The sequence below is a fragment of the Thiomicrorhabdus sp. genome, from assembly GCF_963662555.1.
Taxonomy (GTDB): Bacteria; Pseudomonadota; Gammaproteobacteria; order Thiomicrospirales; family Thiomicrospiraceae; genus Thiomicrorhabdus.
In genome coordinates this window covers 1,678,343-1,703,497 of the sequence record NZ_OY759719.1, presented here as the reverse complement: position 1 = coordinate 1,703,497, position 25,155 = coordinate 1,678,343, and the positions used below count along the sequence as shown (strand labels likewise).

Annotated in this window: 24 protein-coding genes and 4 tRNA genes; 11 read left to right on the top strand and 17 right to left on the bottom strand. The window is 36.4% G+C overall.

Translation table 11 applies throughout. The features are described from left to right. Nucleotides 1–22 precede the first annotated feature (22 nt). The 3 genes from ACORJQ_RS07510 to ACORJQ_RS07500 all read right to left on the bottom strand — a co-directional run bounded on the left by ACORJQ_RS07510 (nt 23) and on the right by ACORJQ_RS07500 (nt 3,437). Nucleotides 23–730 (bottom strand): response regulator transcription factor, encoded by a 708-nt coding sequence (locus ACORJQ_RS07510; RefSeq protein WP_321323340.1) that lies wholly within the window; start codon nt 728–730, stop codon nt 23–25. Nucleotides 731–815: 85 nt separating this feature from the next. Continuing rightward, a complete protein-coding gene (locus ACORJQ_RS07505; protein WP_321323338.1) occupies nt 816–1,745 on the bottom strand; it encodes a cupin domain-containing protein in 930 nt (309 codons plus the stop codon). Between the two features lie 186 nt (nt 1,746–1,931). Then, nucleotides 1,932–3,437 carry an RNA polymerase factor sigma-54 gene (locus tag ACORJQ_RS07500; RefSeq protein ID WP_321323336.1) on the bottom strand — a complete coding sequence of 502 codons (1,506 nt, stop codon included), beginning with the start codon at nt 3,435–3,437 and terminating at the stop codon, nt 1,932–1,934. Nucleotides 3,438–3,657: 220 nt separating this feature from the next. Between ACORJQ_RS07500 and ACORJQ_RS07495 the strand changes: the two genes are divergently transcribed. Beyond that, complete coding sequence (locus ACORJQ_RS07495) at nt 3,658–4,104, top strand: hypothetical protein (protein WP_321323335.1); 447 nt, start codon at nt 3,658–3,660, stop codon at nt 4,102–4,104. 882 nt (nt 4,105–4,986) lie between these two features. Here ACORJQ_RS07495 and arsC read toward each other — a convergent pair. From arsC to dusA, 4 genes are read right to left on the bottom strand one after another with little or no spacing between them, the layout of a single operon-like run. Continuing rightward, nucleotides 4,987–5,343, bottom strand: coding sequence for an arsenate reductase (glutaredoxin) (gene arsC / locus ACORJQ_RS07490; protein ID WP_321323333.1), 357 nt, complete (start codon nt 5,341–5,343; stop codon nt 4,987–4,989). A 3-nt stretch (nt 5,344–5,346) separates the two neighbouring features. After that, nucleotides 5,347–5,568, bottom strand: a complete 222-nt coding sequence (xseB, locus tag ACORJQ_RS07485) for an exodeoxyribonuclease VII small subunit (RefSeq protein ID WP_321323331.1) — start codon at nt 5,566–5,568, stop codon at nt 5,347–5,349. Between the two features lie 44 nt (nt 5,569–5,612). Next, complete coding sequence (xseA, locus tag ACORJQ_RS07480) at nt 5,613–7,259, bottom strand: exodeoxyribonuclease VII large subunit (protein ID WP_321323330.1); 1,647 nt, start codon at nt 7,257–7,259, stop codon at nt 5,613–5,615. Beyond that, nucleotides 7,256–8,239 (bottom strand): tRNA dihydrouridine(20/20a) synthase DusA, encoded by a 984-nt coding sequence (dusA, locus tag ACORJQ_RS07475; RefSeq protein WP_321326861.1) that lies wholly within the window; start codon nt 8,237–8,239, stop codon nt 7,256–7,258. Before dusA ends, xseA begins: the two co-directional genes overlap by 4 nt. Nucleotides 8,240–8,564: 325 nt before the next feature. Between dusA and ACORJQ_RS07470 the strand changes: the two genes are divergently transcribed. Continuing rightward, the gene (locus ACORJQ_RS07470; protein ID WP_321323328.1) at nt 8,565–10,718 is read left to right on the top strand and encodes a RelA/SpoT family protein; all 2,154 of its coding nucleotides are present in this window, start codon (nt 8,565–8,567) and stop codon (nt 10,716–10,718) included. 344 nt (nt 10,719–11,062) lie between these two features. Here ACORJQ_RS07470 and ACORJQ_RS07465 read toward each other — a convergent pair. The 6 genes from ACORJQ_RS07465 to ACORJQ_RS07440 all read right to left on the bottom strand — a co-directional run bounded on the left by ACORJQ_RS07465 (nt 11,063) and on the right by ACORJQ_RS07440 (nt 14,488). Then, nucleotides 11,063–11,138, bottom strand: a tRNA-Glu gene (locus tag ACORJQ_RS07465). 118 nt (nt 11,139–11,256) lie between these two features. Next, nucleotides 11,257–11,331, bottom strand: a tRNA-Gly gene (locus ACORJQ_RS07460). Between the two features lie 4 nt (nt 11,332–11,335). Next, nucleotides 11,336–11,411, bottom strand: a tRNA-Glu gene (locus ACORJQ_RS07455). Between the two features lie 93 nt (nt 11,412–11,504). After that, nucleotides 11,505–11,580 (bottom strand) — tRNA-Ala (locus ACORJQ_RS07450). A 351-nt stretch (nt 11,581–11,931) separates the two neighbouring features. Next, entirely contained in the window at nt 11,932–13,344 is a 1,413-nt protein-coding gene (gene gltX, locus ACORJQ_RS07445; RefSeq protein ID WP_321323326.1) for a glutamate--tRNA ligase, read from the bottom strand. Between the two features lie 112 nt (nt 13,345–13,456). Further along, nucleotides 13,457–14,488 carry an SLAC1 family transporter gene (locus tag ACORJQ_RS07440; RefSeq protein WP_321323324.1) on the bottom strand — a complete coding sequence of 344 codons (1,032 nt, stop codon included), beginning with the start codon at nt 14,486–14,488 and terminating at the stop codon, nt 13,457–13,459. 270 nt (nt 14,489–14,758) lie between these two features. Between ACORJQ_RS07440 and ACORJQ_RS07435 the strand changes: the two genes are divergently transcribed. From ACORJQ_RS07435 to ACORJQ_RS07420, 4 genes are all read left to right on the top strand, one after another. After that, nucleotides 14,759–15,790, top strand: a complete 1,032-nt coding sequence (locus ACORJQ_RS07435; RefSeq protein WP_321323323.1) for an SLAC1 anion channel family protein — start codon at nt 14,759–14,761, stop codon at nt 15,788–15,790. A 101-nt stretch (nt 15,791–15,891) separates the two neighbouring features. Further along, nucleotides 15,892–17,721: a M61 family metallopeptidase gene (locus tag ACORJQ_RS07430; protein ID WP_321323321.1), complete on the top strand. Its 1,830-nt coding sequence runs from the start codon at nt 15,892–15,894 to the stop codon at nt 17,719–17,721. A gap of 51 nt (nt 17,722–17,772) precedes the next feature. Further along, nucleotides 17,773–18,018 (top strand): SlyX family protein, encoded by a 246-nt coding sequence (locus tag ACORJQ_RS07425; RefSeq protein ID WP_321323320.1) that lies wholly within the window; start codon nt 17,773–17,775, stop codon nt 18,016–18,018. A 62-nt stretch (nt 18,019–18,080) separates the two neighbouring features. Next, nucleotides 18,081–18,698, top strand: coding sequence for a hypothetical protein (locus ACORJQ_RS07420; RefSeq protein WP_321323318.1), 618 nt, complete (start codon nt 18,081–18,083; stop codon nt 18,696–18,698). Between the two features lie 126 nt (nt 18,699–18,824). Here the strand turns inward: ACORJQ_RS07420 and rluB are convergent, their stop codons facing one another. The 4 genes from rluB to ACORJQ_RS07400 are packed head-to-tail and all read right to left on the bottom strand — an operon-like array spanning nt 18,825 to nt 21,973. Next, nucleotides 18,825–19,736 (bottom strand): 23S rRNA pseudouridine(2605) synthase RluB, encoded by a 912-nt coding sequence (gene rluB, locus ACORJQ_RS07415; RefSeq protein ID WP_321323315.1) that lies wholly within the window; start codon nt 19,734–19,736, stop codon nt 18,825–18,827. Nucleotides 19,737–19,781: 45 nt separating this feature from the next. Then, nucleotides 19,782–20,435, bottom strand: a complete 654-nt coding sequence (locus ACORJQ_RS07410; RefSeq protein WP_321323313.1) for a site-2 protease family protein — start codon at nt 20,433–20,435, stop codon at nt 19,782–19,784. Beyond that, nucleotides 20,432–21,046 (bottom strand): L-threonylcarbamoyladenylate synthase, encoded by a 615-nt coding sequence (locus ACORJQ_RS07405; RefSeq protein WP_321323312.1) that lies wholly within the window; start codon nt 21,044–21,046, stop codon nt 20,432–20,434. The genes ACORJQ_RS07410 and ACORJQ_RS07405 overlap by 4 nt, the downstream gene beginning before the upstream one ends. Nucleotides 21,047–21,097: 51 nt before the next feature. After that, nucleotides 21,098–21,973: a PHP domain-containing protein gene (locus tag ACORJQ_RS07400; protein WP_321323310.1), complete on the bottom strand. Its 876-nt coding sequence runs from the start codon at nt 21,971–21,973 to the stop codon at nt 21,098–21,100. Nucleotides 21,974–22,044: 71 nt separating this feature from the next. On the opposite strand from ACORJQ_RS07400, the gene ACORJQ_RS07395 reads away from it, so the two are divergent. From ACORJQ_RS07395 to ACORJQ_RS07375, 5 genes are all read left to right on the top strand, one after another. Further along, on the top strand, nt 22,045–22,683 hold the full coding sequence (locus ACORJQ_RS07395; RefSeq protein ID WP_321323309.1) for a septation protein A: 639 nt from the start codon (nt 22,045–22,047) through the stop codon (nt 22,681–22,683). A 3-nt stretch (nt 22,684–22,686) separates the two neighbouring features. After that, nucleotides 22,687–23,001, top strand: coding sequence for a YciI family protein (locus tag ACORJQ_RS07390; protein ID WP_321323307.1), 315 nt, complete (start codon nt 22,687–22,689; stop codon nt 22,999–23,001). 65 nt (nt 23,002–23,066) lie between these two features. Continuing rightward, nucleotides 23,067–23,528, top strand: coding sequence for a transcriptional repressor LexA (gene lexA, locus ACORJQ_RS07385; RefSeq protein ID WP_321323305.1), 462 nt, complete (start codon nt 23,067–23,069; stop codon nt 23,526–23,528). 37 nt (nt 23,529–23,565) lie between these two features. After that, complete coding sequence (locus ACORJQ_RS07380; RefSeq protein WP_321323303.1) at nt 23,566–24,063, top strand: asparaginase; 498 nt, start codon at nt 23,566–23,568, stop codon at nt 24,061–24,063. A gap of 158 nt (nt 24,064–24,221) precedes the next feature. Continuing rightward, entirely contained in the window at nt 24,222–25,109 is an 888-nt protein-coding gene (locus ACORJQ_RS07375) for a DMT family transporter (protein WP_321323300.1), read from the top strand. Nucleotides 25,110–25,155 lie beyond the last annotated feature (46 nt).

Below are 25,155 nucleotides of genomic sequence, written 5' to 3'. Positions count from 1 at the left end.
GTTTTAGCATTGAAACTAAACTTTAGTTTTTATCTTGCCAGCTATATCCACGACCATATTCATTATGAATTAGATTAAACTCTGGAGTAATCTTTTTAAATGCATTTCGGATACGGCAAATATGAGTATTAATGGTATTACGCTCTACAACGCCTTGAGTTGATGATTGCAACGCATCATAAGAGATAACACTGCTTTCTCCTGCGGTTGCGAATTGCTTTAACATTTCAAATTCGGTTGCCGTTAAATCTAACTGTTTACCATGCCAGTATGCTTTGAACTGATCCGGAGCTAACTCTAGTTGCGGTATCTTTGATTGTTCATCATTAGATTCAGTCGTTTTTGCGGTTCCGGTAATTCTTAATAAGTTTTTTACCTTAACAATCAAAACATTTAAGCTAATTGGTTTTGGTAAATAATCAATAGCTCCCAAAGCATGCCCAGTGTAAATATCAAATTCAGACTGTCTTTCAGAGAGAAAAATAATCGGAATAGGCTGGTTATAACTTAAAAGGTGTTTCGCTAGATCAAAACCACCATCAACTTCAGAACCTAAAATGATGTCTGAGATAACTAGGTTTGGTAACCCTTTAGCGAATGATTTTTCTGCATCTTCTCTATTAGTAAATGGGTCTACTGTAAAACCTTGCTGCTGAAGCGCTTCTACCAAACTTCGAAGTTGGATTTCATCATCTTCAATGACTGCGATTTTATAGTCTGTATTTTGCATAAATTATTTCCTAATATAAGAATTTGAATACTCATCACTCTTTATAAAGATCTTGTGATTTAGTATCAAGACATCATTAAAAGAGTTATCGAATATACTGAAAGTCTAACACTTGCATATTCATTATGATTCCAGCATCCTGAATCGGCAGGACAATAGCATCTTCACCTGAATCATTATGGTGTGAATGCCACCAACCTGGTGGTGTAATAAAGGCAGAACCAGGTGTCCACATGGCTTTGATTGGATTAATAATTTGGCCGTTTTCATCAATCTCTTTACCAATTAAGGTATAAGTTTCTGGTCCAGCACTAACGCAAAAATCAAGTGCAATAGAGTTATGACGATGCGCTTTTTGCACGACTCCAGCAGGTAAAACGTTATATAACGCCCATAATGTATGCGTTAACGTCATGGTTTGCGGAAAATTTGGATTTGATAATAAAAAACCAGTACGATTGCGGCCTTCAGCCTGCTTACGAATCTCAGCTAGTTCACCACACAATCTCTCTTTGGTATAAAGAACTGGATGAAAACGCTCAGTATCTGGTTTTACGCCAAGATAATTTAGAAGTGGAGCATCATGAACCCAATAAATAGCAACATCTTCATCAGCTGAGTGCAGAGCATCAGGAACTGAAGGTAAAGTAAATAAATCACCTTGTTTCCATTCAATTGTTCCATGTTTCATCTGAGTGCGGCCTGAACCACGAATAACATAAAACATCTGAGAGGTTACCGCGGCGTCTGTTCTCAACATTTCACCGGCAGATATTTTAATGTAACTTGCCATTAAATTAGGAGATGTTGCTGGGTAATTTGTTTTAAGTTGCTTTGATAAATCAAAAGGAATGATGCGTGTAACACCACCTTGATGTAAAGCACTAGGGTAGTCAATGACATCAATTTTTGGCATAGGAGGGTTTACCGCAGACATATACTCTTTAACTTCTGCTTGATGTTCCCATTGTTGTTGAGCTGATTGCTGGATTTGCTCTACATTTGCTCTATTCATAATAATATACCCAATATTTCTATTTTATTTATTTGAGTCATTATAAAAGCGAAATTAATAAATTACTATTATAGAAAGCATCCTGAGAGCGAATGAATAGGCAAAAAGAGTGATTAATAAGGAAAAAGTGCTTATTTACCCTTAAAACCATATGTTATTCATGGTTTTAAGAGGTTTAAATATCATTTATAACTTAAATTGGTTATATTTTTTTCGCTCACTAGAGGAGGGGATTTTAAGAGCTTCACGGTACTTAGCAATAGTTCTTCTAGCCACTACAATCTCTTTTTCCTCAAGCATGGCCATCAACTTGCTATCACTTAGTGGCTTTTTAGGATCTTCTGCATCAATTAACTCTTTAATATGAGCTTTTATTGCAATTGCTGATTGATCGGCACTGCCGTATTGACTTACACCAGTTGAGAAAAAGTATTTAAGTTCAAAAGTACCACGAGGTGTTTGAATATATTTTTGGTTAGTGGCACGTGATATTGTTGATTCATGTAAATCTAAATGCTCTGCAACTTCACGCAATACAAGAGGCTGCATAGCATGTTCACCTTCTTCAAAAAAGCGTTCTTGTTTTTCAACAATAAATTTACCTACTCTCAATAAAGTTTCACCACGACTATGAATACTTTTAATTAAACCTTTAGCCTCAATAAGTTGCTCTTTAATTTGTTTTGATTGCTCATCATTTTTTAAATTCGAAGCAAGGTCGATATAGGCTGAATTGACCGTTAGCTTTGGAAATGCATTACTATTTAATTCAACTAGCCAACCATCTTTAGCACGTTTTAATCTCAAATCAGGTATAACAATACTTGACTGGGTACTAGAGTAATCCCTACCAGGCCTTGGGTTTAATGATTGGACTAATCGCAATAACTGATTTAAATCATCATCCGTCAAAGCGTACATTTTTTTAATACGTTTTGAGTCATGAAAAGATAGCCAATCAAAATGTTCTCTTATTAACTGCATTGCGGTCATGACATAAGGGGTTTTAGTCATATTTGCCAGTTGCAAAAGAAGACTTTCTTGAACCGATCTTGCACCTACACCAGTAGGCTCAAATTGCTGAATAACTTTTAGCACATTTTCAATGAATTCAATTGTCACTGTAAAGTTAGGTTCATTTTCTTGAATAGAGCTATTAAGCTGTTCTAGAGTACTCGACAGATAACCTTCTTCATTTATATCATCAATAATATAAGAAGCTACAACCGACTCTTCATCAGTCCAAGGGTAGATATCCGACTGCCAATGTAAGTGGTCGTGCAATGTCTCTTCAGACGCAGTATAGGTCTCGGCACTTACGTATTCTTCTTGACTCTGCGAGCTTACAGAAGGGGTGTGATCAGTATAAACATCCTCCCAATCATAATCAGCTTGAAGGTCATCCTTAATAGAGTCTGAACTATTAATATCTAGAGGTGTTTCATCATCAGGTGTTTGATTTTTTTCGTTGTTACTTGAAAGTTCAGCCTCCTGGTTAGGAGATTGTTCTGAATCGTCTTCGAGCTCTAAATCTTCTCCAACTTCAAGCATAAAATTGGTTTCAAGTGTTGCTTCAATAGTCTGCTGAACTTCTAAAGCAGAATACTGTAGTATCTTTATCGATTGTTGTAACTGAGGGGTTAGTTTCAGTTGTTGACCAATATTAATCTGTAAGCCGGGCATTAGTGCCATGTTTGAGAAAGCTCCTGACAAAATTTAGAATAGTATTCAAAAGTATTATAGATATAATAATCGAAAATAAATATAAAACGTAAAGTAAATACAGCACTTTAGGCATTTTTCATGCCAATTTTGTTTTAAAGTAAGTTTTTATGTGTGAATTTTATGATAAACCTTAGTATTTAATCGTAAAAAAACATAAATAAGTTTTTATCAGTTCAGAGGAAGAAATATGTCTATCAAAGAAGATGCTCACGAAATTGTTGATCAGCTACCAGAAGATGCTAATTGGGATGATTTAGTTAAAGCCCTATATAGAAATAAAAAAATCACACTTGGAATGACTGACTTAGAAGTTATTCAAAAAGATTTAACTGAATCAGACATTAACGGCATTATGGGGCGATTAGAATCTGCAAGCACTCAGCCTGATGATATGCGCAATACCAAAAGTTACCAACCAGGTGATTCTGCAACATTAGGTATGGTAGCAGGGGTCGTGGCCATCGTATTTAGTTTTGTATTCCCTCCAATTGCTTGGGTTGCTGCTCCAGTTGCCATTATTGCTGGCTTTATGGGACTTAGAAACAAAGAAGATAAAGCTTGGGTACCAATCTTACTGGCCTTAATTGCAATTATTCCGATGATTTTAATTGTCTTAGGTTTGCACGAAGGTTAGATAGATACCTTTAAACAATATTCTTAAAAGCTTTAATTGTTAAATAGAACCCGTTATTAACGGGTTTTTTTATATCTTTTTATCTATGGTTTAAAAACCGTAGTTTCCATAATTAATCACACAGAGAACTAGTCATATCTATAAATTTATTTAAAGAATCTGTCTACCTTACAAAGCATGGATATACAAACCTTTAAATAAAACCAAACACGCCAGCAATCTAAACAATATAAATTTGAAATAACTTGAAGCATATATAGACATATAGTGAATGTAGCAAAACTTTTCGTTATTAAAGCAATATATTAAAAAACCTCATAATTACATATAGATATCGAGAATCCATAGTTTGTATCACGTGATTTTTAACATTAATAAAATACGTATAATATATATTATGTTAAATTGAATATTAAATAGTAAAGCATCAATTCTAATAAGTACCCTATCTGGGTAAATACATTTAAAGAACGCAATAAAAAATGAAATATCGATATGATTAGAGAAATGAATTAAAAATAAAATCTAGCAACGTTGTGACTTCACTATCTATATCAGATAAAAATCTACAGTTAAATTTACCGTAAAAGTTTATTGAAAGATTTTTTTAGACTGCTTTTAATATAAATGATTTTACGAATGTAAAAATGCAAAAGCCTTTCAGCTTGTTTAAAAATAAATCCTTTGAAATGAGCTCAAGATTTACCAGACCTGGTAATTTATCAATAACAAGTAAATAACTAATTATTGTTAAAACTAGTTATTTATTAACAAGCCATTAAATAACGATGATTTGTAGGTGTTGTATTTGACGATCAAAACTAAAGAACAAGGATCTATCAAATTTAGATAGCTAATACCTTTAGGTCGTTACATTGATAATTACATTATCGTTAATACGTTTTCTGGCGGTCTTCCCATAATGACTTTATTGCCAATTTTAACAATAGGCCTTTCAATTAGTTTTGGATGCGTTACTAATATCTCTAGCCATTCATCAGTCGATTTATCATTCATTTTAGATAAGCCAAGCTCCTTAAAAAGACTTTCTCCAGTGCGGATAATCTCAAAAGGTGTTTTACCCATTTTGTCACATAGATCAGCAAGCTCTATTTTACTTGGTGGTGTTTCTAAATACTTAACTTCATTAACTGTGTAGCCATTTTCAAGCAGGATTTCTAGGCTTTTTCTACTTTTTGAACATCTTGGATTATGATAAATAATTGCTTGTTTTTCCATGTCTTACTCTCCATTACCCTCTTCTTTGGTATCTGAATCCAATCGGGTATTTAAAGCCGTTTCGACTGCTTCAATTCTTGACTTACAAAGCTGATAAGCTCGAGTAGCATCGTCAACCATCGGTACGAGTTCATCAATATCTACCTCACCACTATTGGCTAGTTTCTGAGCAATATCTTGCAGTTTTTGGTAATTCTCTTTAAAACTTTCTGCTGATTGTGTCATGTTAAAACCTCTTTATTCTTGGGTATTGCAATAAATAGCAAACTCTATTTCGCTTGTTTAATATCTTGATTTTTTGGTATTTTTGCACGAATCGAGCCATCACTAAATTCAAGCTCAATTTCATCATGATTTAATGCCTCTTTAGCTGTAACAATAGGTTTATTGTCCAAACCCTTAGCCATGCTAAAGCCTCGATTTAATTGAGCCTTTGGCCCAGAGCTTAAAATAAATGAAATAGATTGAATGAGCTGTTGTTTTTGCATTGCAACAGCCCTTCTTGCAGCTTCATGAATCTGTTTATTTTGCTGTTCAACTTCTCCAGAAATAACCGTAATCTGTTGATTTACTTTAGATTGTATTTGCTGATACAAAACATCTAAGTTGTGCCCTACTTGCCTGATTTTGGATTCACTTAATCGTCTTATATTAAAACTAATAGGTTCTAATTTTTGCTGCCACCTATGCACGTTATTTAAACTATCACGGGTAATTGAATGATGTAAGTTCACCATTTTTTGACGAAGGTTTTGCACTTTTAAACGACTGGATTGTTCGATATTTACCCAGTTTAAATGAGCATTTTTTGCCTGATCTACAATCTGATTTTTAATAAAACCAATGACCTTACTCGGCGTATCAAAACGGCTGTGAGCGACTTCATCTAAAATCGTATTATCTCTTTCATGACCAATACCCGATAACACTGGCAATTGTGCCCTACAAAGTGCTTCAGCAACAGATTCTATATTTAACATATTTAAATCTAGCTTAGCCCCACCACCACGAATCACGACCAAGGCATCAAATGGCTTAGTTTGATGCATAGAATGCACTGCAGATATAGCCTCTAACATTTCAGGCTCAACTTTTTCACCCTGAAAACTACTATAAAAATAATTAAACTGACAGAGTTTGTTTTTTTGTAAGACGTCTGCATCAGCCCTAAAGTCACCCAAACCAGCCGCCTCAGGTGGAGCGATTACTGCTATGCGAAAATAATCAGCAGGTAAATCAAAACGTTTATTTTCTTGATAAAACCCTTTTTTAATTAGACTTAGGCGAATTTCATTTAAACGCTGTTCTTGCTCACCTAATGTATAGCTTGGATCCAAATCTTGAACCACAAATGAGAACCCATACTGCTCATGAAAATTAACCTCAGCCAATAACAATACTTTTTGACCGATTGCTAAAGAACTGCCCGTTACTTTATTAAAGCGGTCTAGTAAATTATTTGCCTGACTTTGCCATATCATGGCTCTACAATTTGCAATTGCTTGGCCTTGCTCATTAGTTTCAGTTAACTCTAAATAAACATGACCACGACGAGTGTTAATATTTGCAATTTCAGCAACAATCCAAACTCCACCAGGAAACCCCTGCCGTAAAGTCATTTGAATCTTTCTTAAAACGACTGAGAGCTTGCTGCCTTTTTGTTCTGATAACGATTCTTGCGGAGTATTAAAATCTAAAGAGTGCGAATATAAATCACGCTCATTGGACGTTGCATGATTAGATAGATTATTGGATATATTTTCATGTCCAGACTGAGGTAATAGCCATTTTTGAAACAAATCAAGATCTTCAGATAACGCTTCTGGAACATACCAGCGTTTACTCACCGCATCCCAGCGTGCACCTAAAGCCTTTACTTGATCTTTTTCTCTAAAGGGTACATCTAAAAAAGTCACAGTCTATCTTCCATTCGTTGAATTTCTGCAGCTACCATCTGATAAGCTTGTTCAACCACGTCTATACCTGAACCTGGTTTAAAGGCATTTTCAGATAAATGACGACGCCAAATTCGGCCACCAGGTAAACCGTGAAATAACCCTAACATATGACGGGTAATTTGATTTAATTTTCCACCTTCAGAAAGATGATTTTCAATATAGGGATACATCTTTTCAAGAACTTCTAAACGGCTTAATTCTTTTTTATCTTGCCCGTAATAAAGGTGATCAACTTCAGACAATATAAATGGTTGTTCATAAGCCGCCCTACCTAACATTACACCATCTATGGCCGGTAAATCCTGGTAGGCTTGAAAGTGTTTCAAGGCGTGCTCATGGGTAGAAAACCCTCCATTAATAGCAATATCTAAACCTGCAAAATCCGCTTTAATTTGATGAACCCAGTCATATTTTAATGGAGGTATTTCACGATTCTCTTTGGGTGACAGCCCTTGCAACCAAGCCTTACGCGCATGAATAATCACCCCATCTACGCCTGCATTAACCAACCCATTAACAAAGCTATGCAGAATGGCGTAGTCCTCCTGCTCATCAATCCCTATTCGAGTTTTCACAGTTACGGGAATAGACACTTTTGACTTCATCGCAGCAATATTTTCGGCAACCAGCTCTGGGTGGCCAAGTAAACAAGCACCAATCATATTGTTTTGAACTCGATCACTTGGACAACCAACATTTAAGTTAATTTCAGAATACCCCCACTCCTCACCCAATGCAGCACAATGAGCAAGCTCTTGAGAATTACTACCACCAAGTTGAAGAACGACAGGAACTTCTTCAGGATTATGCCCTAAAAATCTAGGCAAATTTTCTCCATAAATAATTGCACCAGTTGTTACCATCTCACTATATAACCAAGCTTGTTGAGACAGCTGTCGATGAAAGTAACGGCAGTGTTTATCAGTCCAATCCAGCATTGGGGCAACGCTAAAACCACAGGCACTATTGCTGTGAGCTAGGTTTTTATTGGCGATATTATCTGAGACTGTAAGTGGTGTAGTGTTTTGCAAAATAGAATCTACTCATTAAAGATAAAGTAAAAAATTAACTGCATATTATCACATTGCTCAGCATGATTAACCAGGGGATTAACACGAGGCTTAACCAACTATTTAACTTGCAATAACATTGAATAAAATCTTTTAGGGTAAATTTAGAATAAATACTGATTTTTACGTGTAAAAAATCGCTAAAATATGTCGATTAATTAAATATCCGATATCTCAGGATGAGCACATCAAAATGAATACCGTTGAATCTTTATATCAAGAAGTTTTTTCCGATTTTACTTTAAGTGAAGAGCAAAAAGATCGCTGTAAACTTGCCTGCACTATGGCGTTGGAATCCGAAGGCCTTCCCGAAAAAAGTATGGTAAGAAGTGTTCAGGTAGCCAAAATCTTAGCACACTTAAAGCTTGATGATGAAACCCTGCTCGCTACACTTCTTAGTGACGGTAATCTTGAAATGATTTACCCTACCGAAAACATTATTGAGCACTTCGGCAAATCTACAGCAAAACTTGTTGAAGGTATTCGTAAGCTAAACAAATTTAAAGATTTTGATGTTGAACGTAAATCTGATGCTGTTCAGAATGAACGCTTAAGACAGATGTTATTAGCAATGACCTCTGATATCCGCATTATGATTGTAAAACTTGCTTACAGAATCGCTCGCCTTAGAATGATTAAAGATGAAAGCGAAGAAATACGTCATCAAATTGCCGCAGAAACCGAGCTTATTTTTTCACCACTAGCAAATAGATTAGGAATCGCTCAACTTAAATGGGAGTTAGAAGATCTTTCGTTTCGCTATCTCCATCCAGGTGAATACAAAGATATTGCCAAACAGCTGCAATCAAAACGATCTGAAAGAGAAGAATATATTGAAGCTGTGCTTTCAACCTTAAAAGGCATGCTTGAACAAAATGATATTCACGCCAAAATCAGTGGTCGACCAAAGCATATCTATAGTATATGGAAAAAAATGCAGCGTAAAAACCTGCCTATAGACGAGTTATATGATTTACGCGCCGTGCGTATTTATGTAGATAGTGTACAACTTTGTTATGAAGTACTCGGTTTGATTCATAGCCGCTGGAATTACGTTAGAGATGAATTTGACGACTATATTGCCACCCCAAAAGAGAATGGCTACCAATCTATTCATACTGTAATTATTGGGCCTGAAGGCAAAACAGTAGAGATTCAGATTCGTACTGATCAAATGCATCATAGTGCCGAATATGGTATTGCGGCCCATTGGCGATACAAAGAAGGTGACAAAACAGGTTTTGATGAAAACCTAGAAAAAAGCATCTCCAATGTTAGGCAGATTCTTGAAAATTCGGATGATCCAGATATCTTTAAAGAGATTAGTACCGAACTGCAAAGCAAACACATTTACATTATGACACCTAATGATGAAATCATTACGCTGAGACAAGGTGCCACTCCACTTGATTTTGCTTATCAAATTCATACAGAACTAGGTCATCGATGCCGCGGAGCTAAAGTAAATGGCCGAATTCAACCCTTAAGTTTCACCTTAAAAACGGGTGATAAGGTTGAAATCTTAACCATCAAAAATGGTGAACCAAGCCGTAACTGGTTAAACCCAAACTTGGGTTACCTAACTAGTACGAGTGCTAGAAACAAAGTTAGAAACTGGTTTAACCGACAAAATAAAGATGAAAATATTTCAACCGGTGAGCTTTTATATAACCGTGAAATAAAACGATTACATGCCGAACCTGTTAACGCTAGTAAAATAGCACAACGTTTTAAACATGACAGCACTGAGACTTTTTTTGAAGATATTGGTAAAGGTCGAATTAATGAAAGACAACTTACCAGCGCCATTCAATCTGAGCTTAAACCAGAAAAAACACAATTTAAACAACAGCGAACCTTTACTTTTTCTGAAAACAGTCATCTTGAAGAAGCAAAAGCCTATGTTATTGGTGCTATTCATTTATCCACCAACCTGGCACCCTGCTGCTCTCCAAAACCGTTTGATGACATTGTAGGCTATGTGACTCGCGGTCGCGGGGTAACAGTTCACAGACATGACTGTCCAAATATTCTTAACCTAAATCACGATGAACAACGTCGTTTAATAGAAGTTACTTGGAATAAAAGCCATGCCGAACAACCTAGCTATACTGCTGAACTTGAAGTTATTGCTTTTGACCGCAAAGGTTTATTAAGAGATGTTATGGCAACTTTAACCGATTTAGATATCAACTTAATTGCCTCTAACACCAAAACCAATTCGCAAGAAAATAGTGTCAATATGCTATTAACTTTAGAGCTTGAACACCGCACCAATTTAGGCGATTTACTTGATCACATTGAGATTATTCCTAATATTGAATCTGTATCAATAAAAACAGAATAATTTAAGGCAAGCTTTAAAAATAAATCTTTGTTTTGGAAATGACTTATCTATTCTCAAAACAAAGTTAAGCTTTGCTAACTTTCACCTTGTTAATCAAATAACCAATCCATCATAGGATTATAAACAAGAGTCATCTAAGCCTCTGTATTCAAAATGCCTGTTTTCTAACAGTACACTCTCCCACATGAATAACGCATAAAAATATAAGTCGATACTTTTTATTTAGTATTAAGTCCATTTTTATTAAACCTGTCGTTATCAAGCAATTGAACCAACCATTACAAAGTATAAATTTTAGACAATAAAAAACCCGCTAATGACAAGTCATAGCGGGTTTTATTATGTGGCGTCCCGTAGGGGAGTCGAACCCCTGTTACAGCCGTGAAAGGGCCGTGTCCTAGGCCTCTAGACGAACGGGACAGATTGTTGTTAATTCAAAAGAATTAACGATTTTTCTAATACACCTAAAAATTACTTTAAAAGCATATTAAAGTCTGTTGATGATTGTTATGGCCTAGGTCATCAACACACTTGAAACTGGAGCGGGAAACGAGGATCGAACTCGCGACCCCAACCTTGGCAAGGTTGTGCTCTACCGCTGAGCTATTCCCGCAAATTGGCGTCCCGTAGGGGAGTCGAACCCCTGTTACAGCCGTGAAAGGGCCGTGTCCTAGGCCTCTAGACGAACGGGACACACATGTTGATAAAAATCGTAATCTTTATCGGTATTACCATCAGTTAACAAACCCGGCCTAGTGGGTTTCTAATGGACTAAAGTTATCAACTTGGTGGAGCTAAGCGGGATCGAACCGCTGACCTCAACACTGCCAGTGTTGCGCTCTCCCAGCTGAGCTATAGCCCCTCGAGCTGATGGGTGCGTATTATATAGAGTTGCAGCTTTCCGTCAAGCCTAAATTGTAAAAAAGATGACACTTTTTTGAAAATAAACCCTTATCTTGTCTAAGTGTTTGTTTATTGGTATTAACTAAAGTAAATCACTAACTAAAACAGGTAAAAAGGCGTTACAAAAGCAGTTGCTAAACAAACAGTAAGGTTGTTAAACAAAAGTAAGTATCTAATTTTCTATCTTATTTAATACTTACCTTGATATCTATTACATTCTTACCAGGCCTGGTAAAAATGTAATAGAGTCAATTTGATTAATTAATTTGGCAAGTGTGCAAGCTTAATTAACTCTATTTTATACACTCTATTATTGAGCTTCTTTACGAGCTTCAATAAATGTTAATGCCATTTTAATACGCTTTAAACAACGTTCCTTGCCAATAAGCTCTGCTGTAGCATCAATGGCCGGAGATTGCCCCCCTCCTGTAATTGCAACACGTAATGGCATCCCTACTTTACCCATACCCACTTCTAACTCCGTGGCGGTATCGTTAATAGCATTGTGGATGTCTTCAGCACGCCAATCTGTAAGAGCCTCAAATTTTGAATAGGCTAACAACAAGGCTTCTTCAGCAACTGGGCGTAAATGCTTTTTAGCGGCGCCCGCTTCAAACTCTTCAAAGTCATTATAAAAATAGACTGCACCTTCAGCCATTTCAACTAAGGTTTTAGCTCTATCTCTTAGTAAGTCAGCAACTAAGGTAAGTGCTGGGCCTTGAGATAAATCACAACCATGTTGAGCAACAAATGAAGCTAAGTGGGTTGCTAAATGTTCAGCAGGTGCCATTTTAATATGCTGCTCATTGATCCAGGTAAGTTTTGCAGTATCAAAGGTTGATGGTGAACCGTTGACCGAATCTAAATCAAAGTATTGCACCATTTCATCCATTGAAAATACTTCTTGATCACCGTATGACCAACCTAAGCGTACTAAATAGTTTAAAAGGGCTTCAGGTAAAAATCCTTGCTCTTTATATTGTAAAACACTCACAGCACCATGACGTTTAGAGAGACGGCTACCATCTTCACCCAATACCATTGGGATATGTGCAAACTTTGGCACATCAGCACCGATTGCTTTATATAAATTGATTTGTCTAGGCGTATTGTTTAAATGGTCATCGCCACGAATTACGTGAGTCATCCCCATGTCCCAATCATCAACGACAACCGTTAAATTATAGGTTGGAGTACCGTCAGAACGCGCAATAACAAGATCATCCAATTCTCTATTATTAATAACAACCGTACCTTTAACTAAGTCTTCAATAACCACATCACCATCAATTGGGTTTTTAAAGCGAATGACAGGCTCAATTCCTGCAGGTGGCTCACCTGTAAAATCACGATAACGACCATCATAGCGTGGTTTTTCTCCAGCAGCTTTTTGAGCTTCACGCATTTCATCCAACTCTTCTGGAGTGGCGTAGCAGTAATAGGCTAAATTTTTATCAAATAGCTGTTGAATTACTTCTTTATAACGTTCAAAACGGTGAGTTTGATAAATTGGTCCATTATCATAGTCAAGACCTAACCAGCTCATACCTTCTAAAATTGCGTTAACCGACTCTTCAGTAGAGCGTTCTAAATCGGTATCTTCAATGCGTAGAGTAAATTCACCGCCCTGCTTTTTAGCGTAAAGCCATGAATAAAGGGCTGTTCTAACGCCACCAATGTGTAAATAACCTGTTGGACTAGGGGCAAAACGAGTACGAATCACAAGAAGACTCCAAATGTAAGATAATTCAAAAAAAAGCTATTATAAACTGTGCGGAGTGCACACAAAATTGAAAATTAGAGCTAACGTCAAAATAATCGATAAATGTAAACGATTAATCTATTAATTGAGTACTCACAGAACGAACACTCACCTTGATTAGCCATACTGATAGCAACACGATAAATACAATCAAAGCTATGAAAACAACCACACTTAAACTTGTAAGTATTGTGCTTTGGAATGCTTGGGCTAAATATTGTAAAGCTAGACCATAGGCCGCAAGAGGGTAAACAAATGACCACCCTGCCATACTTAAACCACTTCCCATAAAAAACCGAAAACTAAATAACCATGCAATAAGCATAGTGCTAGCAAACCCAAAACTCATCCATGTCACGACTCCAATGACTTGAGGGGTCATTAATCCAGTATTGATATAGCTTTGAGATAAAAAGATTGAGGCAACACACGCCAACGAGGATGGGGCTAAAAAAATAAATAGACTCGGTCTCAACTGTGTTTGTAATCGACTATTAAAAATCAGTCTATAAAAAAGCGTGGTTGAAAACACAATCCATAAAAACAAACCTATCGCATAAAAAAACATCGATAACTCATACAACATACTGTTTTTTAAAACAATAAATTGACTATTAAGAGCAATCACAATAATAAAGTTACCTGACAACAAAATATACCAAGTTGGCTTATGTTGATTAAGAGTTAACTTTTCATCAAATAGCCAACCATTAACTAAAAACACATTAAGTAACAAGTGAATAGTAGCCACAATGAGTAGAGGAATTAACAAATAATACTGATTAGGAAAGTGATTAAACTCAAACACCTGAGCCAAACTAATAATAAAAAGTATTGTCGTAAGCGTTATAGCAGGTAAAAAAGAACGTCTAAATGGGTCATACCACTCTTCTTTTAAAGCATTGCGGTTTTTAGACCTTATTAAGTTCCAAACATAGTGAGCCATTACAATAACAAAGCTTAACCAGCCGTAAGCAAGTAGCTCAATAGAAAAATTGTATTGAAGATTTAATAAATCAGTTAAATGTTTAGCATTTAGACCGGCACCAATTAATCCCATAGGCATTACAAAATAGGTAATACTGGGAAAAAATTGAAATCTCACGGTTCATTTACGCCTGAATTATTAAAGTTTAGAAAGGTTTATTTTTTGCTTTATTGATATTGCTTAGTCATCGTTTAGTCATTGCCAAGATATAAGCATTCATTCAAGAAAACAAAGCATTACATTAGTATTCAATCTGGCTATTCAATATAACTACCTTATAATAACCTAAAGTCAATAACCTAAAGTTAATAATCTATAACCTGTAGTTTACATAGTATTTAACTCTAGCGAAAACATTACATAGTTGCAACTCAGTAAGGAAATGTTATGTCAGAACAGCAAGCGACAACAGAACAACATAGTATGCCACTAGAACGCAGTAGCGCTTTTTTCCCCATTAATATATTTGGGGCCATTATGGGGTATGCGGGGTTAACTTTAGGCTTAAAGCAAGCTCATGATTTATTAGGTATCTCTATCTCAGTTTTTTATACCTTTGCTTTACTTTCAACCATACTGTTTATCGTCTTTTCAATTACTTATCTCATTAAGTTAGTTAAATACCCTAAATCGGTTATTAGTGAATTTGACCACCCTGTTTCATTACATTTTTTTCCTACCTTTAGCATTAGCTTATTATTGCTCAGTTTAATCTATTTAGACATGGCTTATGACGTAGCAAGAGTCATGTGGATATTAGGTGCAACCTTACAGTTCTTTTTACTATTATTTATTTTAAACAACTGGATTCACCATGAAAAATGGCAAATCACTCATATGAATCCAGCTTGGTTTATTCCGGTTGTAGGCGCTATTGTTGTGCCTCTTGGAGCGGTACATTTTGTAGATATGGAAGTGGCTTGGTTTTTCTTTAGCATTGGCTTGGTCTTTTGGATTATTTTAAACAGCATCGTTATGTATCGACTTTTCTTTCACCCTCCTATGATGAAAGTACTAGAACCCACTTTATTTATTTTAATTGCACCACCTTCAGTTGGTTTTATCTCATACATGACATTAAACGGTATGGTAGGTGTTGACGAATTTGCCCGAATTCTTTATTACATTGCCCTATTTTTAATGATTATGCTTTTTACCCAAGTGCCTCGTTTTATTAAAGTGCCTTTTGCTCTTTCTTGGTGGGCTTACACCTTTCCGTTGGCCGCATTTTCATTAGCCAGTTTTATGATGTTTGAACAACTTCACAAAGTCTTTTTTAGCTATGTTGCCAGCCTGACTTTAGCTGTACTTTTTGCCTTAATTGTTCATTTGACCTTTAAAACGATCATGGCAATAAAAAACAAAAAAATGTGTGTTCCACCGCAAGTACCAGCAAGCCCTCAAGCTTCTGAAAAGTAAATTTACCAGGCCTGGTAAATTTAAAAAAATACTTAAATCGTTAATTAAATTATTAATTAAATAAATAACTTACAGATACTTTATAAAAGAAAAAATACCCTATGATTCAATACAATCTCAGTGCTTTTGATCCAAAATCTCACTTAATTAAAGTCCAGTTAATAATAGAAAAACCTTGTCAGCCAGTACAACAACTGAGACTTCCAAACTGGATTCCAGGAAGTTACTTAATTAGAGATTTCGCTAAACACATTAATGAAATCGAAGTAACCAACCAAAAAGGTCAAGTGATTGAATTAAACTCCATAGATAAATCCAATTGGTCATTTAGTAGCGAAGAGTCAGTAACCGTTGAATATAGTATTTACGCTTGGGATCTATCTGTTCGCGGAGCACACTTTGATGAAACTCACGCATTTTTTAACGGTACTTCAGTGTTTTTAGAAGTGGTTGATCAACAAGACCAGGCCTGTAAAATTGTAATAAGCCCTTCAGAAGTTACTACTCTTAATAACTGGAAAGTAGCCACAGGACTACCCGCAGTAGAGACTGATTCACAAGGATTTGGAATTTATCAAGCAGATGATTACAGCTCTTTAATTGACTACCCTGTTGAAATGGGCACTTTTCATGAAATTGATTTTATGGCCTGCGGCATCCCTCATAAGATGGTGCTTACGGGCATCTTTGACTGTGATGATGATCGCCTCAAACAAGACCTGACCAAGATTTGTGAAACCGAAATCAAATTATTTGGTGAACCCGCACCGGTTGAAAACTATCTATTTCAAGTTATGGTAACGGGTAATGATTACGGAGGTTTAGAACACCGCAATTCAACCGCGTTAATTTGCGGCAGAAACGATCTACCCTACAAAGGTATGCAAGAACCAACAGATGGTTACTTACAATTTTTAGAACTTTGCAGCCACGAATATTTTCACACTTGGAATGTTAAACGTATTCAACCAAAAGCCTATCAGCAAAGTGATTTACAAACGCCGGTTTATACCAACCAACTTTGGTGGTTTGAAGGCGTTACCTCTTATTACGATGCCCTTATATTAAAGCGTGCAGGACTTATCGATACTAAAACGTATCTTGATTTACTTGCTAAACAGATGACTCGTGTTTACAGAATGCCTGGACGTTTTAAACAATCGGTTGCAGAATCGAGCTGGTTAACCTGGACTAAGTTTTACCAACAAGATGAAAATGCTCCAAATGCCATTATTAGTTATTACACCAAAGGTAGCTTAATTGCCCTAGCACTTGATTTAACCATTAGAAAACAAACAGATAACAAAAAATCTTTAGACGATGTTTTACTTTATCTATGGCACAATTTTGGACAAAAAGGCATTGGGCTTGAAGATGGTCAAATAGAACAAATCTGTTGTGAAGTTAGTGGTTTAGATTTAACTGAATTTTTTGATGCCTATCTATTTGGAACTGAAGATATTCCATTTAAAGAAATGTTTGCTGATTTTGATATTGATTTTAGTCTGCGTGCACTTTCAGGCTTAGATGATATTGGCGGTCATATTAGCGGTATTTCTGAAGAAACCGATAACAGTGATAGCACTAACAGTTTAACGTTACCCAATCATATTGGAGCCAATGTAAACAATACCCCGCAAGGTAGCTTAAAAGTCACACACGTCTGGAATGGACAAGCGGCCTATCACGCGGGCCTTTCTGCGGGCGATGAAATCATTGCTATTAATGGTTTAAAAATCACCAGCAAAGCTCAGTTAGACACCTTATTAAAACGCCATGACACAACACAGTCTCTAAGTTGCCATTATTTTAGAAGAGATGAATTAAGAGAAACGCTATTAAAATTAGAAGCACCTCAGCCAGATCGTGTTTCATTGGTCAAAAAATCAGTTGAAACCGATAGCACAACGGGCTTCAATTGGTTGATATAAATAAGCTTTTTAGATTTATTATTTGTACCTTATAAATACAGAGAAAAACATATGTCACAAAAAGAAGACACGTCAGATCATAAGATAAACAGTCTTATTAAGAGAGTTGACTCGCTTGAAATGAATCAAAGTTTTTATGATGAAAATATTCAGGCTCTTGAAAAGACCATCGCAATACAACACCAAGAAATACAGTTACTAGAAAAAAAGCTGTCTTTATTAACTGACTATCTAAAAAGCTTAAGACAAGATATGATCAAAGACCCTAAAGATGAGGTTCCACCGCCCCATTATTAAATGATTGAATTGGTTAAATTAAGCTCACTTAATTTTTTACCTTTAATGATAGAATCAACTCTATGAAAAAAATAATCTTTATAATCTTAGTGTTTTTTGCTTGGAAGCACTTTTACTATGTTGGCAGTGCCCCGGATTTAGGTCCTGGCATTATGGCTGCAGGTATGCCTTTCCAAACACAACCTACAATCAGTAGTTTTAGACGCGATGATTATACTTTTACTCCATTCTCAGAATATGAGGTGGAAGCCAGAGTCATTTCTATCAAACGCTATTATTTTGATGAACAAGCCCGCTTATCTAATTCTGACTTTATTTTAGGTTGGGGCAAGATGTCTGATGAGTCAGTTCTCAACGAGATTGATATTTCTCAAAAGGACCGAGGTTATGAGTGGGAATCTGACAGCATGCCCATTTCTAAAGAAGAGATAACAAACAGCTCGGTGAACATGCATTTAATCCCTGAAAACGGTTTAATTGCCAACAAAATCAAAGAAGTCAGAATTGGCGATATTGTGCATATCAAAGGTTACTTAGTGAATGTACACAGTGCCGCTGGTTGGAATTGGAATAGCTCAAGATCGGGTTCATCAATTTATGATATGGGCGGTGGTGACGATAAAATTTACTACGTAAAAAGTATTCGTATTGTTGACCCTTATGAAAATAGTAGCTATTAGGTGTTACTACTTGAATCCGATTAATAAAAAAGAACTAATACCAAATAAAAAACCAAATAAAAAAAGGATTTACCAGGCCTGGTAAACCCTTTAATTAAATATCAAACGTGTTTTAAATACTCTAAATTAACGTCTGCGTTTATTAGTCCCTTCACTTAAATCATGAATAGTACGTTTTGCTGAAGGCTTTCTGGCAACTGGCTTTGCTAATGAGTTCATTCGTTTTTGCTTTTTATCACCAGCTTGCTTGTTACTTCTTAAATCTGGACGAGCTTCTTCTTTTAAATCTACCGATTTAAGCAATTGATTGACTTGTTTCCAAGTCAGTTCTTCCGTTTTACCTTTTCTTAGGTTTCTAGGGATCGTAAACTGCCCATAACGTACTCGATGCAGTCTACTTACCTGAACACCAACCGCTTCCCAGATACGTCTAACTTCACGGTAACGCCCTTCTTTAATCGTCACCTTATACCATTTATTGATTGAATCTCCTTCAATCGAGGTTTGCATCTTAGTAACTTTATTAAAACGAGCTGGGCCATCATCAAGCTGAACCCCTTTCACTACTTGTTTCAAAGCTTCTTCACTGACTTCACCAAAAACACGAACAGTGTATTCACGTTCAACCTCATAAGAAGGATGCATCATACGGTTAGCTAGCTCACCGTTATTGGTTAGGATTAATAAACCACTCGTATTTAAATCTAAACGACCAATACTAATCCATCTACCATTTATGACTCTTGGTAGTTGTTCAAAAATCGTTTTACGACCTTTTTCATCACTACGAGTACACAATAGACCTTCTGGTTTATTGTAAAGAATGACTTTAGTAGGCTGTTTTTGCAGGCGAGTTTCTTTAACTGCTTGGTCACGCACCTTAATTTTATCTTCTGGGGTCGCTCTATCGCCAAGTGTTGCTGTACGGCCATTAATTTTCACCAGGCCTTCTGTTATTAAAACTTCAACAGAACGTCTTGAGCCAAAACCAGCTCTTGCCAAAATTTTTTGAAGTTTTTCACCTTCAGGTTGATTCATAAAATTCTCTTTTGTGATTGTTTTGCTAACTTATTTGCGAATGAATTACAAACCAATAAAGCTAAAAATTAAATCTCTAAACATTGTATAAGGCCCCATAAGTAACGGGCTTAAAAGACCAAATATCATCATTCCTATTAAGATAAAAAAACCATAAGGAGCGATTTGGTTAAATTGCCACGCCAACTTTTTAGGTAAAAAAGCCGATAAAACACGGCTTCCATCAAGAGGTGGAATAGGTAATAAGTTTAGTACTAATAAAATTAAATTAATGCTAACACCGGCAAAACCGGTATAAATTAAATAATTTCCAATTTCGGGTGCGGATACCTGTAATACCGTACCGGTTTTTGCAATAATCGCCCAAAAAATGGCCATTAACAAATTCGCGGCTGGTCCAGCAATAGCCACTTTAGCCATGTCAGCAGCAGGATTTTTAAAATTGCGTGTATCTACTGGTACGGCTTTAGCCCAACCAAATACAAAACCACCCATAACCAAAAGAGCAATTGGCACCACCACAGTTCCTATTGGATCAATATGCTTAAGGGGATTAATCGTTAAACGACCAAGCATTAAAGCGGTTTGGTCACCTAACTTAGATGCTGCCCAACCGTGTGCAACCTCATGCAATGTAATCGCAAAAATAACGGGAATTGCCCAGATTGCAATTTGCTGCATGATATTGAGTTCGTTCATGAGATAAATTCTCCCTGTCCTTGGCGGACTAATAGAGGTTCTTCTTCAGTAAAATCGATAATAGTCGTTGGTTCAAAACCACTAAATCCACCATCTAAAACCGCATCTAAACAGTGCCCAAACTCTTCTTGTATAGACCAACCATCAGTCATAGGCTGAGACTCTCCTGGCTGAATGAGAGAGGCTGATAATAAAGGTTTGTCAAAATAAGCCAACAAAGCATTGGTCACAATATTTGGCGTTACTCTTAACCCAATTGTTTTACGTTTTGGTGCCTGTAAACGTTTTGGAACCTCACGACTCGCCGGTAGAATAAAAGTATAAGGCCCTGGAAGATAGTTTTTTAAATATCGAAACTGCGTATTACCTACTTTGGCATATTCTGATAAGTTGCTTAAATCTCTGCACATTAAAGTCAATTCATGCTTTGGATCAAGTCTACGAATCTGGCGAATCCGATCAGCACCATCTTTATTATCTAACAATGAACCAAGTGCATAACCTGATTCTGTAGGGTAAGCGATAACCCCACCTTTATTTAAGATATCAACTACCTGTTGTAATAACCTTGGCTGAGGGTTATCTGGATGAACGCTAATATAAACAGACACAGTCTTTCTTTCCCGAAATATAATAAAAAACAATCAAGAATTATACGCTATTTACGGTTTTGTAACACTATACTCAGAGTCTTTTAACGGTTCTTTAAACAGTTGCCAAACAGGTTCTACATTTGAGGGCATTGGCGCCAACCAACCTAATCCACGCCAAGTGTGTTCAAGGCGATGGAAGTCTGACCCCATTGATGCATAAAGTTGATGTGTAACGGCTCGCTGTGCCATGCCTGTAATGTCTGAACTATGGCGAGGCTGGTTAACCACTTCTATGGCTTGACCACCCGCTGCTTTGAAATCGGTAATTAATCGGTTAAGTTTATTGCTGGTAAATTTATAAATACCAGGATGAGCGATTACCGCGATGCCATTTGCTTGAGTAATCCATTGCACAACAGTTTCAAGCTCTGGCCACTCACTGGCAACATAAGCAGCTTTGCCTTTTTTTAGATAGCGTTCAAATGCTTGTTGAGCATTTTTAACCAAACCTTCTTGCTGCAACAGCTGAGCAAAATGCCCTCGCCCTACAACACCTTCACCCACTAAATCCCAAAGTTTATTGTCTAGGTTTTCTATTTTAATGTGAGGTTTGTCATTCATTTTGCTCAAAATGGCTCTTGCACGCTCTTCACGCATACTTCTAATTCGAGCAAGACCATTTTGCAAATCATCATTGGTTAAATCAAAATCTAAACCAACAATATGAATAGTATGACCATTCCACTGGCAAGAAGCTTCTACTCCTGTAATCAATTGAATCCCATTTTGATTGGCATAATCTAAAGCATTCTCATACCCTGCGGTAGTATCGTGATCAGTGATTGCCATAGTGGTGACTTCATATTTAATCGCTAAGTCAATGATTTCATGAGGAGTTAGCCCTCCATCTGAGGCGGTTGTATGACAATGAAAATCAACTTTCATAATTTGAGCCTTTTAATCCTTAGCAAACCCATATAGAATCCCTTTAAATTAACATAAAAAAACTTAACTACATGAAATTATTATTTGATCTATTCCCCGTTGTACTCTTTTTTATTGCTTATAAGATGTATGACATCTATACCGCGACAGCGGTAATTATTGTTGCCTCTATTGTTCAAGTTGGCTATTTTTACTTTAAAAATAAACGTGTTGAAAAAATGCACGTCATCACCCTAGCACTGATTTTAGTATTAGGTGGCTTAACGCTTATTTTACAAGATGAAGATTTTATCAAATGGAAACCAACCATTGTAAACTGGGGCTTTGCTCTTGTTTTTTTAGGCAGTCATTATATTGGTCAAAAACCGATTGTTGAACGCATGATGGGTCAAGCGATTGCTTTGCCTGACAACATTTGGATAAGATTAAGCTGGTTATGGATTTTGTTCTTTATTGTTTCAGGTATAACTAACCTGTATGTGGCCTTTAACTTTGATACCGATACCTGGGTAGACTTTAAACTATTTGGCTTAATGGGTATGACCATTGTCTTTATCTTAATCCAAGGTGTATATATCAGTCGTTACATTCAAGAGTCCGACTCTGACGCTGAAAAACAAGCATTACAAGAAGGTCATACTGAAGATGAGTTGATTGAAAACTTACAGCATGCAAACACACAAAATAAACAAGAAAATAAAAAGGATTAAACCATGCTATATTCAATTTTTGCTTATGATGTTGAAAACAGCTTACCATTGAGAGCTAAAGCTCGCCCTGCTCACGTTGCCCGTCTTAAAGAGTTGAATGAAAACAACCGCTTGGTTATTGCAGGGCCAAACCCTGCTATTGACAGCACAGAACCTGGTAAATCGGGTTTTACAGGTAGTCTTATTGTTGCAGACTTTATATCACTAGAAGCCGCTCAAAAATGGGCTGATGCTGATCCTTATGTTGCCGCAGGCGTTTATAAAGAAGTGCATGTAAAACCATTTAAACAAGTTTTACCTGTAGTAGAACAAGATTAAACTGTATTTAATTCAAACATTATCGTTACTCTAAATAATCATTACTCAAAACAAGAGAGATTACCATGTCTAACTTAGCGTACTTAATCCCTAGACGTAACCAAAAAATGCAGCTTCAGACTGCTGATCCATTAGAAATGGTTGATGTTGACTTTGTCACCATCCCTGTTTTAGGTTGGACATCGGCAGGTGAACCTATTCAAATGGAGATGGATTATGACACCATTTCTGTTCCCTCTAATATGGTAAAAAAAGAGACCTTTGCTCTAAGAGTTAAAGGGAATTCGATGATTGAAGAGAATATTGAAGACGGTGACATTGTTATTATTGAAAGACGTTCTTCAGCCGAAAATGGTGAATCGGTTATCGTGCGTATTAACAATCAAGAAGTCACTATGAAAAAGCTCTATATTGAAAAATCTGGAGTACGCTTGCAACCTGCCAATAAAGATCTGGAACCCATTATTCTTAAAAACGAAGATATTGAAATTTTAGGCATTGTGACAGGCATTCTTCGCCAGTCTTAATTCTGGCTAAAACTTAATCGTTCAGTTAAATGAGTATATGAAAACAATACAAATTTTTATCACTGGTGGCACACTCGATAAAGACTACCAAACCACAACTGGTGATTTGGTATTTTCTCAAACGCATATCAAACAACTGTTAAATGAGGCCAATATGACCTTGTCGGTTGATCTAACTACCCTGATGTTAAAAGACAGCTTGGAAATGACGGATAAAGATAGAGAACTCATTTACCAGGCCTGTAAAAATGCAAATGCTGACCAAATTGTGATTACTCATGGCACAGATACCATGGTAGAAACCGCCTTATATCTTCAAAAAAACCAAAGCTTAAAAAATAAAACAATTGTTTTAACTGGAGCTATGCGACCTTATATGTTGGGTCAATCGGATGCTAGCTTTAATATGGCTAGTGCATTAATGGCTGCACAGCTAGCACAAAATGGTATTTACATTGCCATGAATGGCCAGCTTTTCAACGCAGATAAAGTCTCTAAAAACCGAACTCTTGGCCAGTTTCAAGCCAATAATTAACTCCATTTCTTAAAAGAATCTTATTTTCTTTATCTCTATCAATCTATCTATATCTCTAAAAGTCTGTAAACAATTTTATTTTAAGCCGTTTTTTACATTACACTACGCCAATTGTGCGATTCTTTATCATTTTGGTTTAATTATTTAGCAGGTCAATCATGGCTGTTGTTTTAGCATATATTACGGTTGTATTAATTTGGACAACGACTCCCTTAGCCATAGTATGGGGTGGGCATACCGACTGGTATTTTGCTGTTGCAGGCAGAACAGCTTTAGCCGCCCTTTTAATCTTGCCATTCTTTTTATGGCTTAAAAAATCCTCATTTCGTTTTGATCGTGCCGCATTAAGAGTCTATCTATTCGCATCTTTTCCTATTTTTGGTGGCATGACTTTAATGTACTGGGCCGGCCAATATTTGCCCTCAGGATGGATTGCTATTTTATTTGCTCTAACACCCGTTACAACCGGAATCTTTGCGTATTTTTTACTGCCTAACCAAAGGCTTACATGGGTAAAAGTTACCGGTATATTATTAGCCATGACCGGCATGATAAGCATCTTTGTACCTAACTTAGAAAACGGACTTGTTGGTTTTCAAGTAGCGGCTATTGGTGCAGCCATTCTCTCTGTATCTTTTCACTCATTAGGCAGTGTATTGGTTAAGCGTTGTGGAACAGACTTGCCAGCCTTACATGTGGTTGTTGGTGCTTTATGGGTAAGTGTTATGGGCCAATTCATACTTGCCCCAACCACTTTATTTCATTGGCCTGAATTACAGCAAACTGAAGCCTATGCCATTTTATATGCAGCAACGGTAGGTTCTGTAATAGGCTTTATGCTGTACTTTTATTTAGTTAGACAAGTAGACGCCATGAAAGTAGCTTTAATCCCAGTCATTACACCAGTATTTGCCTTACTTTTTGGTCATTTTTTAAATGGTGAAGTATTGAGTTTAACAATTTGGATTGGAACAGGCCTCGTTATTACAGGCCTGGTTCTTTTTGAATGGAGATTTAAATTTAAAAGTAAAACAATAAAACAATAAAACTATTTTGGTCTTAATGTTTTGCAATTTAAGTTTTTATAAACCC

Excerpts from the sequence above, each read along its gene's own strand:
- ACORJQ_RS07395 (WP_321323309.1), top strand. The coding sequence starts at position 22,045 with ATGAAATTATTATTTGATCTATTCCCCGTTGTACTCTTTTTTATTGCT.
- xseB (WP_321323331.1), bottom strand. The coding sequence starts at position 5,568 with ATGACACAATCAGCAGAAAGTTTTAAAGAGAATTACCAAAAACTGCAA.
- rluB (WP_321323315.1), bottom strand. The coding sequence starts at position 19,736 with ATGAATCAACCTGAAGGTGAAAAACTTCAAAAAATTTTGGCAAGAGCT.
- ACORJQ_RS07420 (WP_321323318.1), top strand. The coding sequence starts at position 18,081 with ATGAAAAAAATAATCTTTATAATCTTAGTGTTTTTTGCTTGGAAGCAC.
- ACORJQ_RS07410 (WP_321323313.1), bottom strand. The coding sequence starts at position 20,435 with ATGAACGAACTCAATATCATGCAGCAAATTGCAATCTGGGCAATTCCC.
- ACORJQ_RS07430 (WP_321323321.1), top strand. The coding sequence starts at position 15,892 with ATGATTCAATACAATCTCAGTGCTTTTGATCCAAAATCTCACTTAATT.
- ACORJQ_RS07425 (WP_321323320.1), top strand. The coding sequence starts at position 17,773 with ATGTCACAAAAAGAAGACACGTCAGATCATAAGATAAACAGTCTTATT.
- ACORJQ_RS07400 (WP_321323310.1), bottom strand. The coding sequence starts at position 21,973 with ATGAAAGTTGATTTTCATTGTCATACAACCGCCTCAGATGGAGGGCTA.
- ACORJQ_RS07470 (WP_321323328.1), top strand. The coding sequence starts at position 8,565 with ATGAATACCGTTGAATCTTTATATCAAGAAGTTTTTTCCGATTTTACT.
- ACORJQ_RS07375 (WP_321323300.1), top strand. The coding sequence starts at position 24,222 with ATGGCTGTTGTTTTAGCATATATTACGGTTGTATTAATTTGGACAACG.
- ACORJQ_RS07495 (WP_321323335.1), top strand. The coding sequence starts at position 3,658 with ATGTCTATCAAAGAAGATGCTCACGAAATTGTTGATCAGCTACCAGAA.
- ACORJQ_RS07505 (WP_321323338.1), bottom strand. The coding sequence starts at position 1,745 with ATGAATAGAGCAAATGTAGAGCAAATCCAGCAATCAGCTCAACAACAA.
- lexA (WP_321323305.1), top strand. The coding sequence starts at position 23,067 with ATGTCTAACTTAGCGTACTTAATCCCTAGACGTAACCAAAAAATGCAG.
- ACORJQ_RS07510 (WP_321323340.1), bottom strand. The coding sequence starts at position 730 with ATGCAAAATACAGACTATAAAATCGCAGTCATTGAAGATGATGAAATC.
- ACORJQ_RS07390 (WP_321323307.1), top strand. The coding sequence starts at position 22,687 with ATGCTATATTCAATTTTTGCTTATGATGTTGAAAACAGCTTACCATTG.
- ACORJQ_RS07435 (WP_321323323.1), top strand. The coding sequence starts at position 14,759 with ATGTCAGAACAGCAAGCGACAACAGAACAACATAGTATGCCACTAGAA.
- ACORJQ_RS07380 (WP_321323303.1), top strand. The coding sequence starts at position 23,566 with ATGAAAACAATACAAATTTTTATCACTGGTGGCACACTCGATAAAGAC.
- arsC (WP_321323333.1), bottom strand. The coding sequence starts at position 5,343 with ATGGAAAAACAAGCAATTATTTATCATAATCCAAGATGTTCAAAAAGT.
- dusA (WP_321326861.1), bottom strand. The coding sequence starts at position 8,239 with ATGCTGGATTGGACTGATAAACACTGCCGTTACTTTCATCGACAGCTG.
- ACORJQ_RS07500 (WP_321323336.1), bottom strand. The coding sequence starts at position 3,437 with ATGGCACTAATGCCCGGCTTACAGATTAATATTGGTCAACAACTGAAA.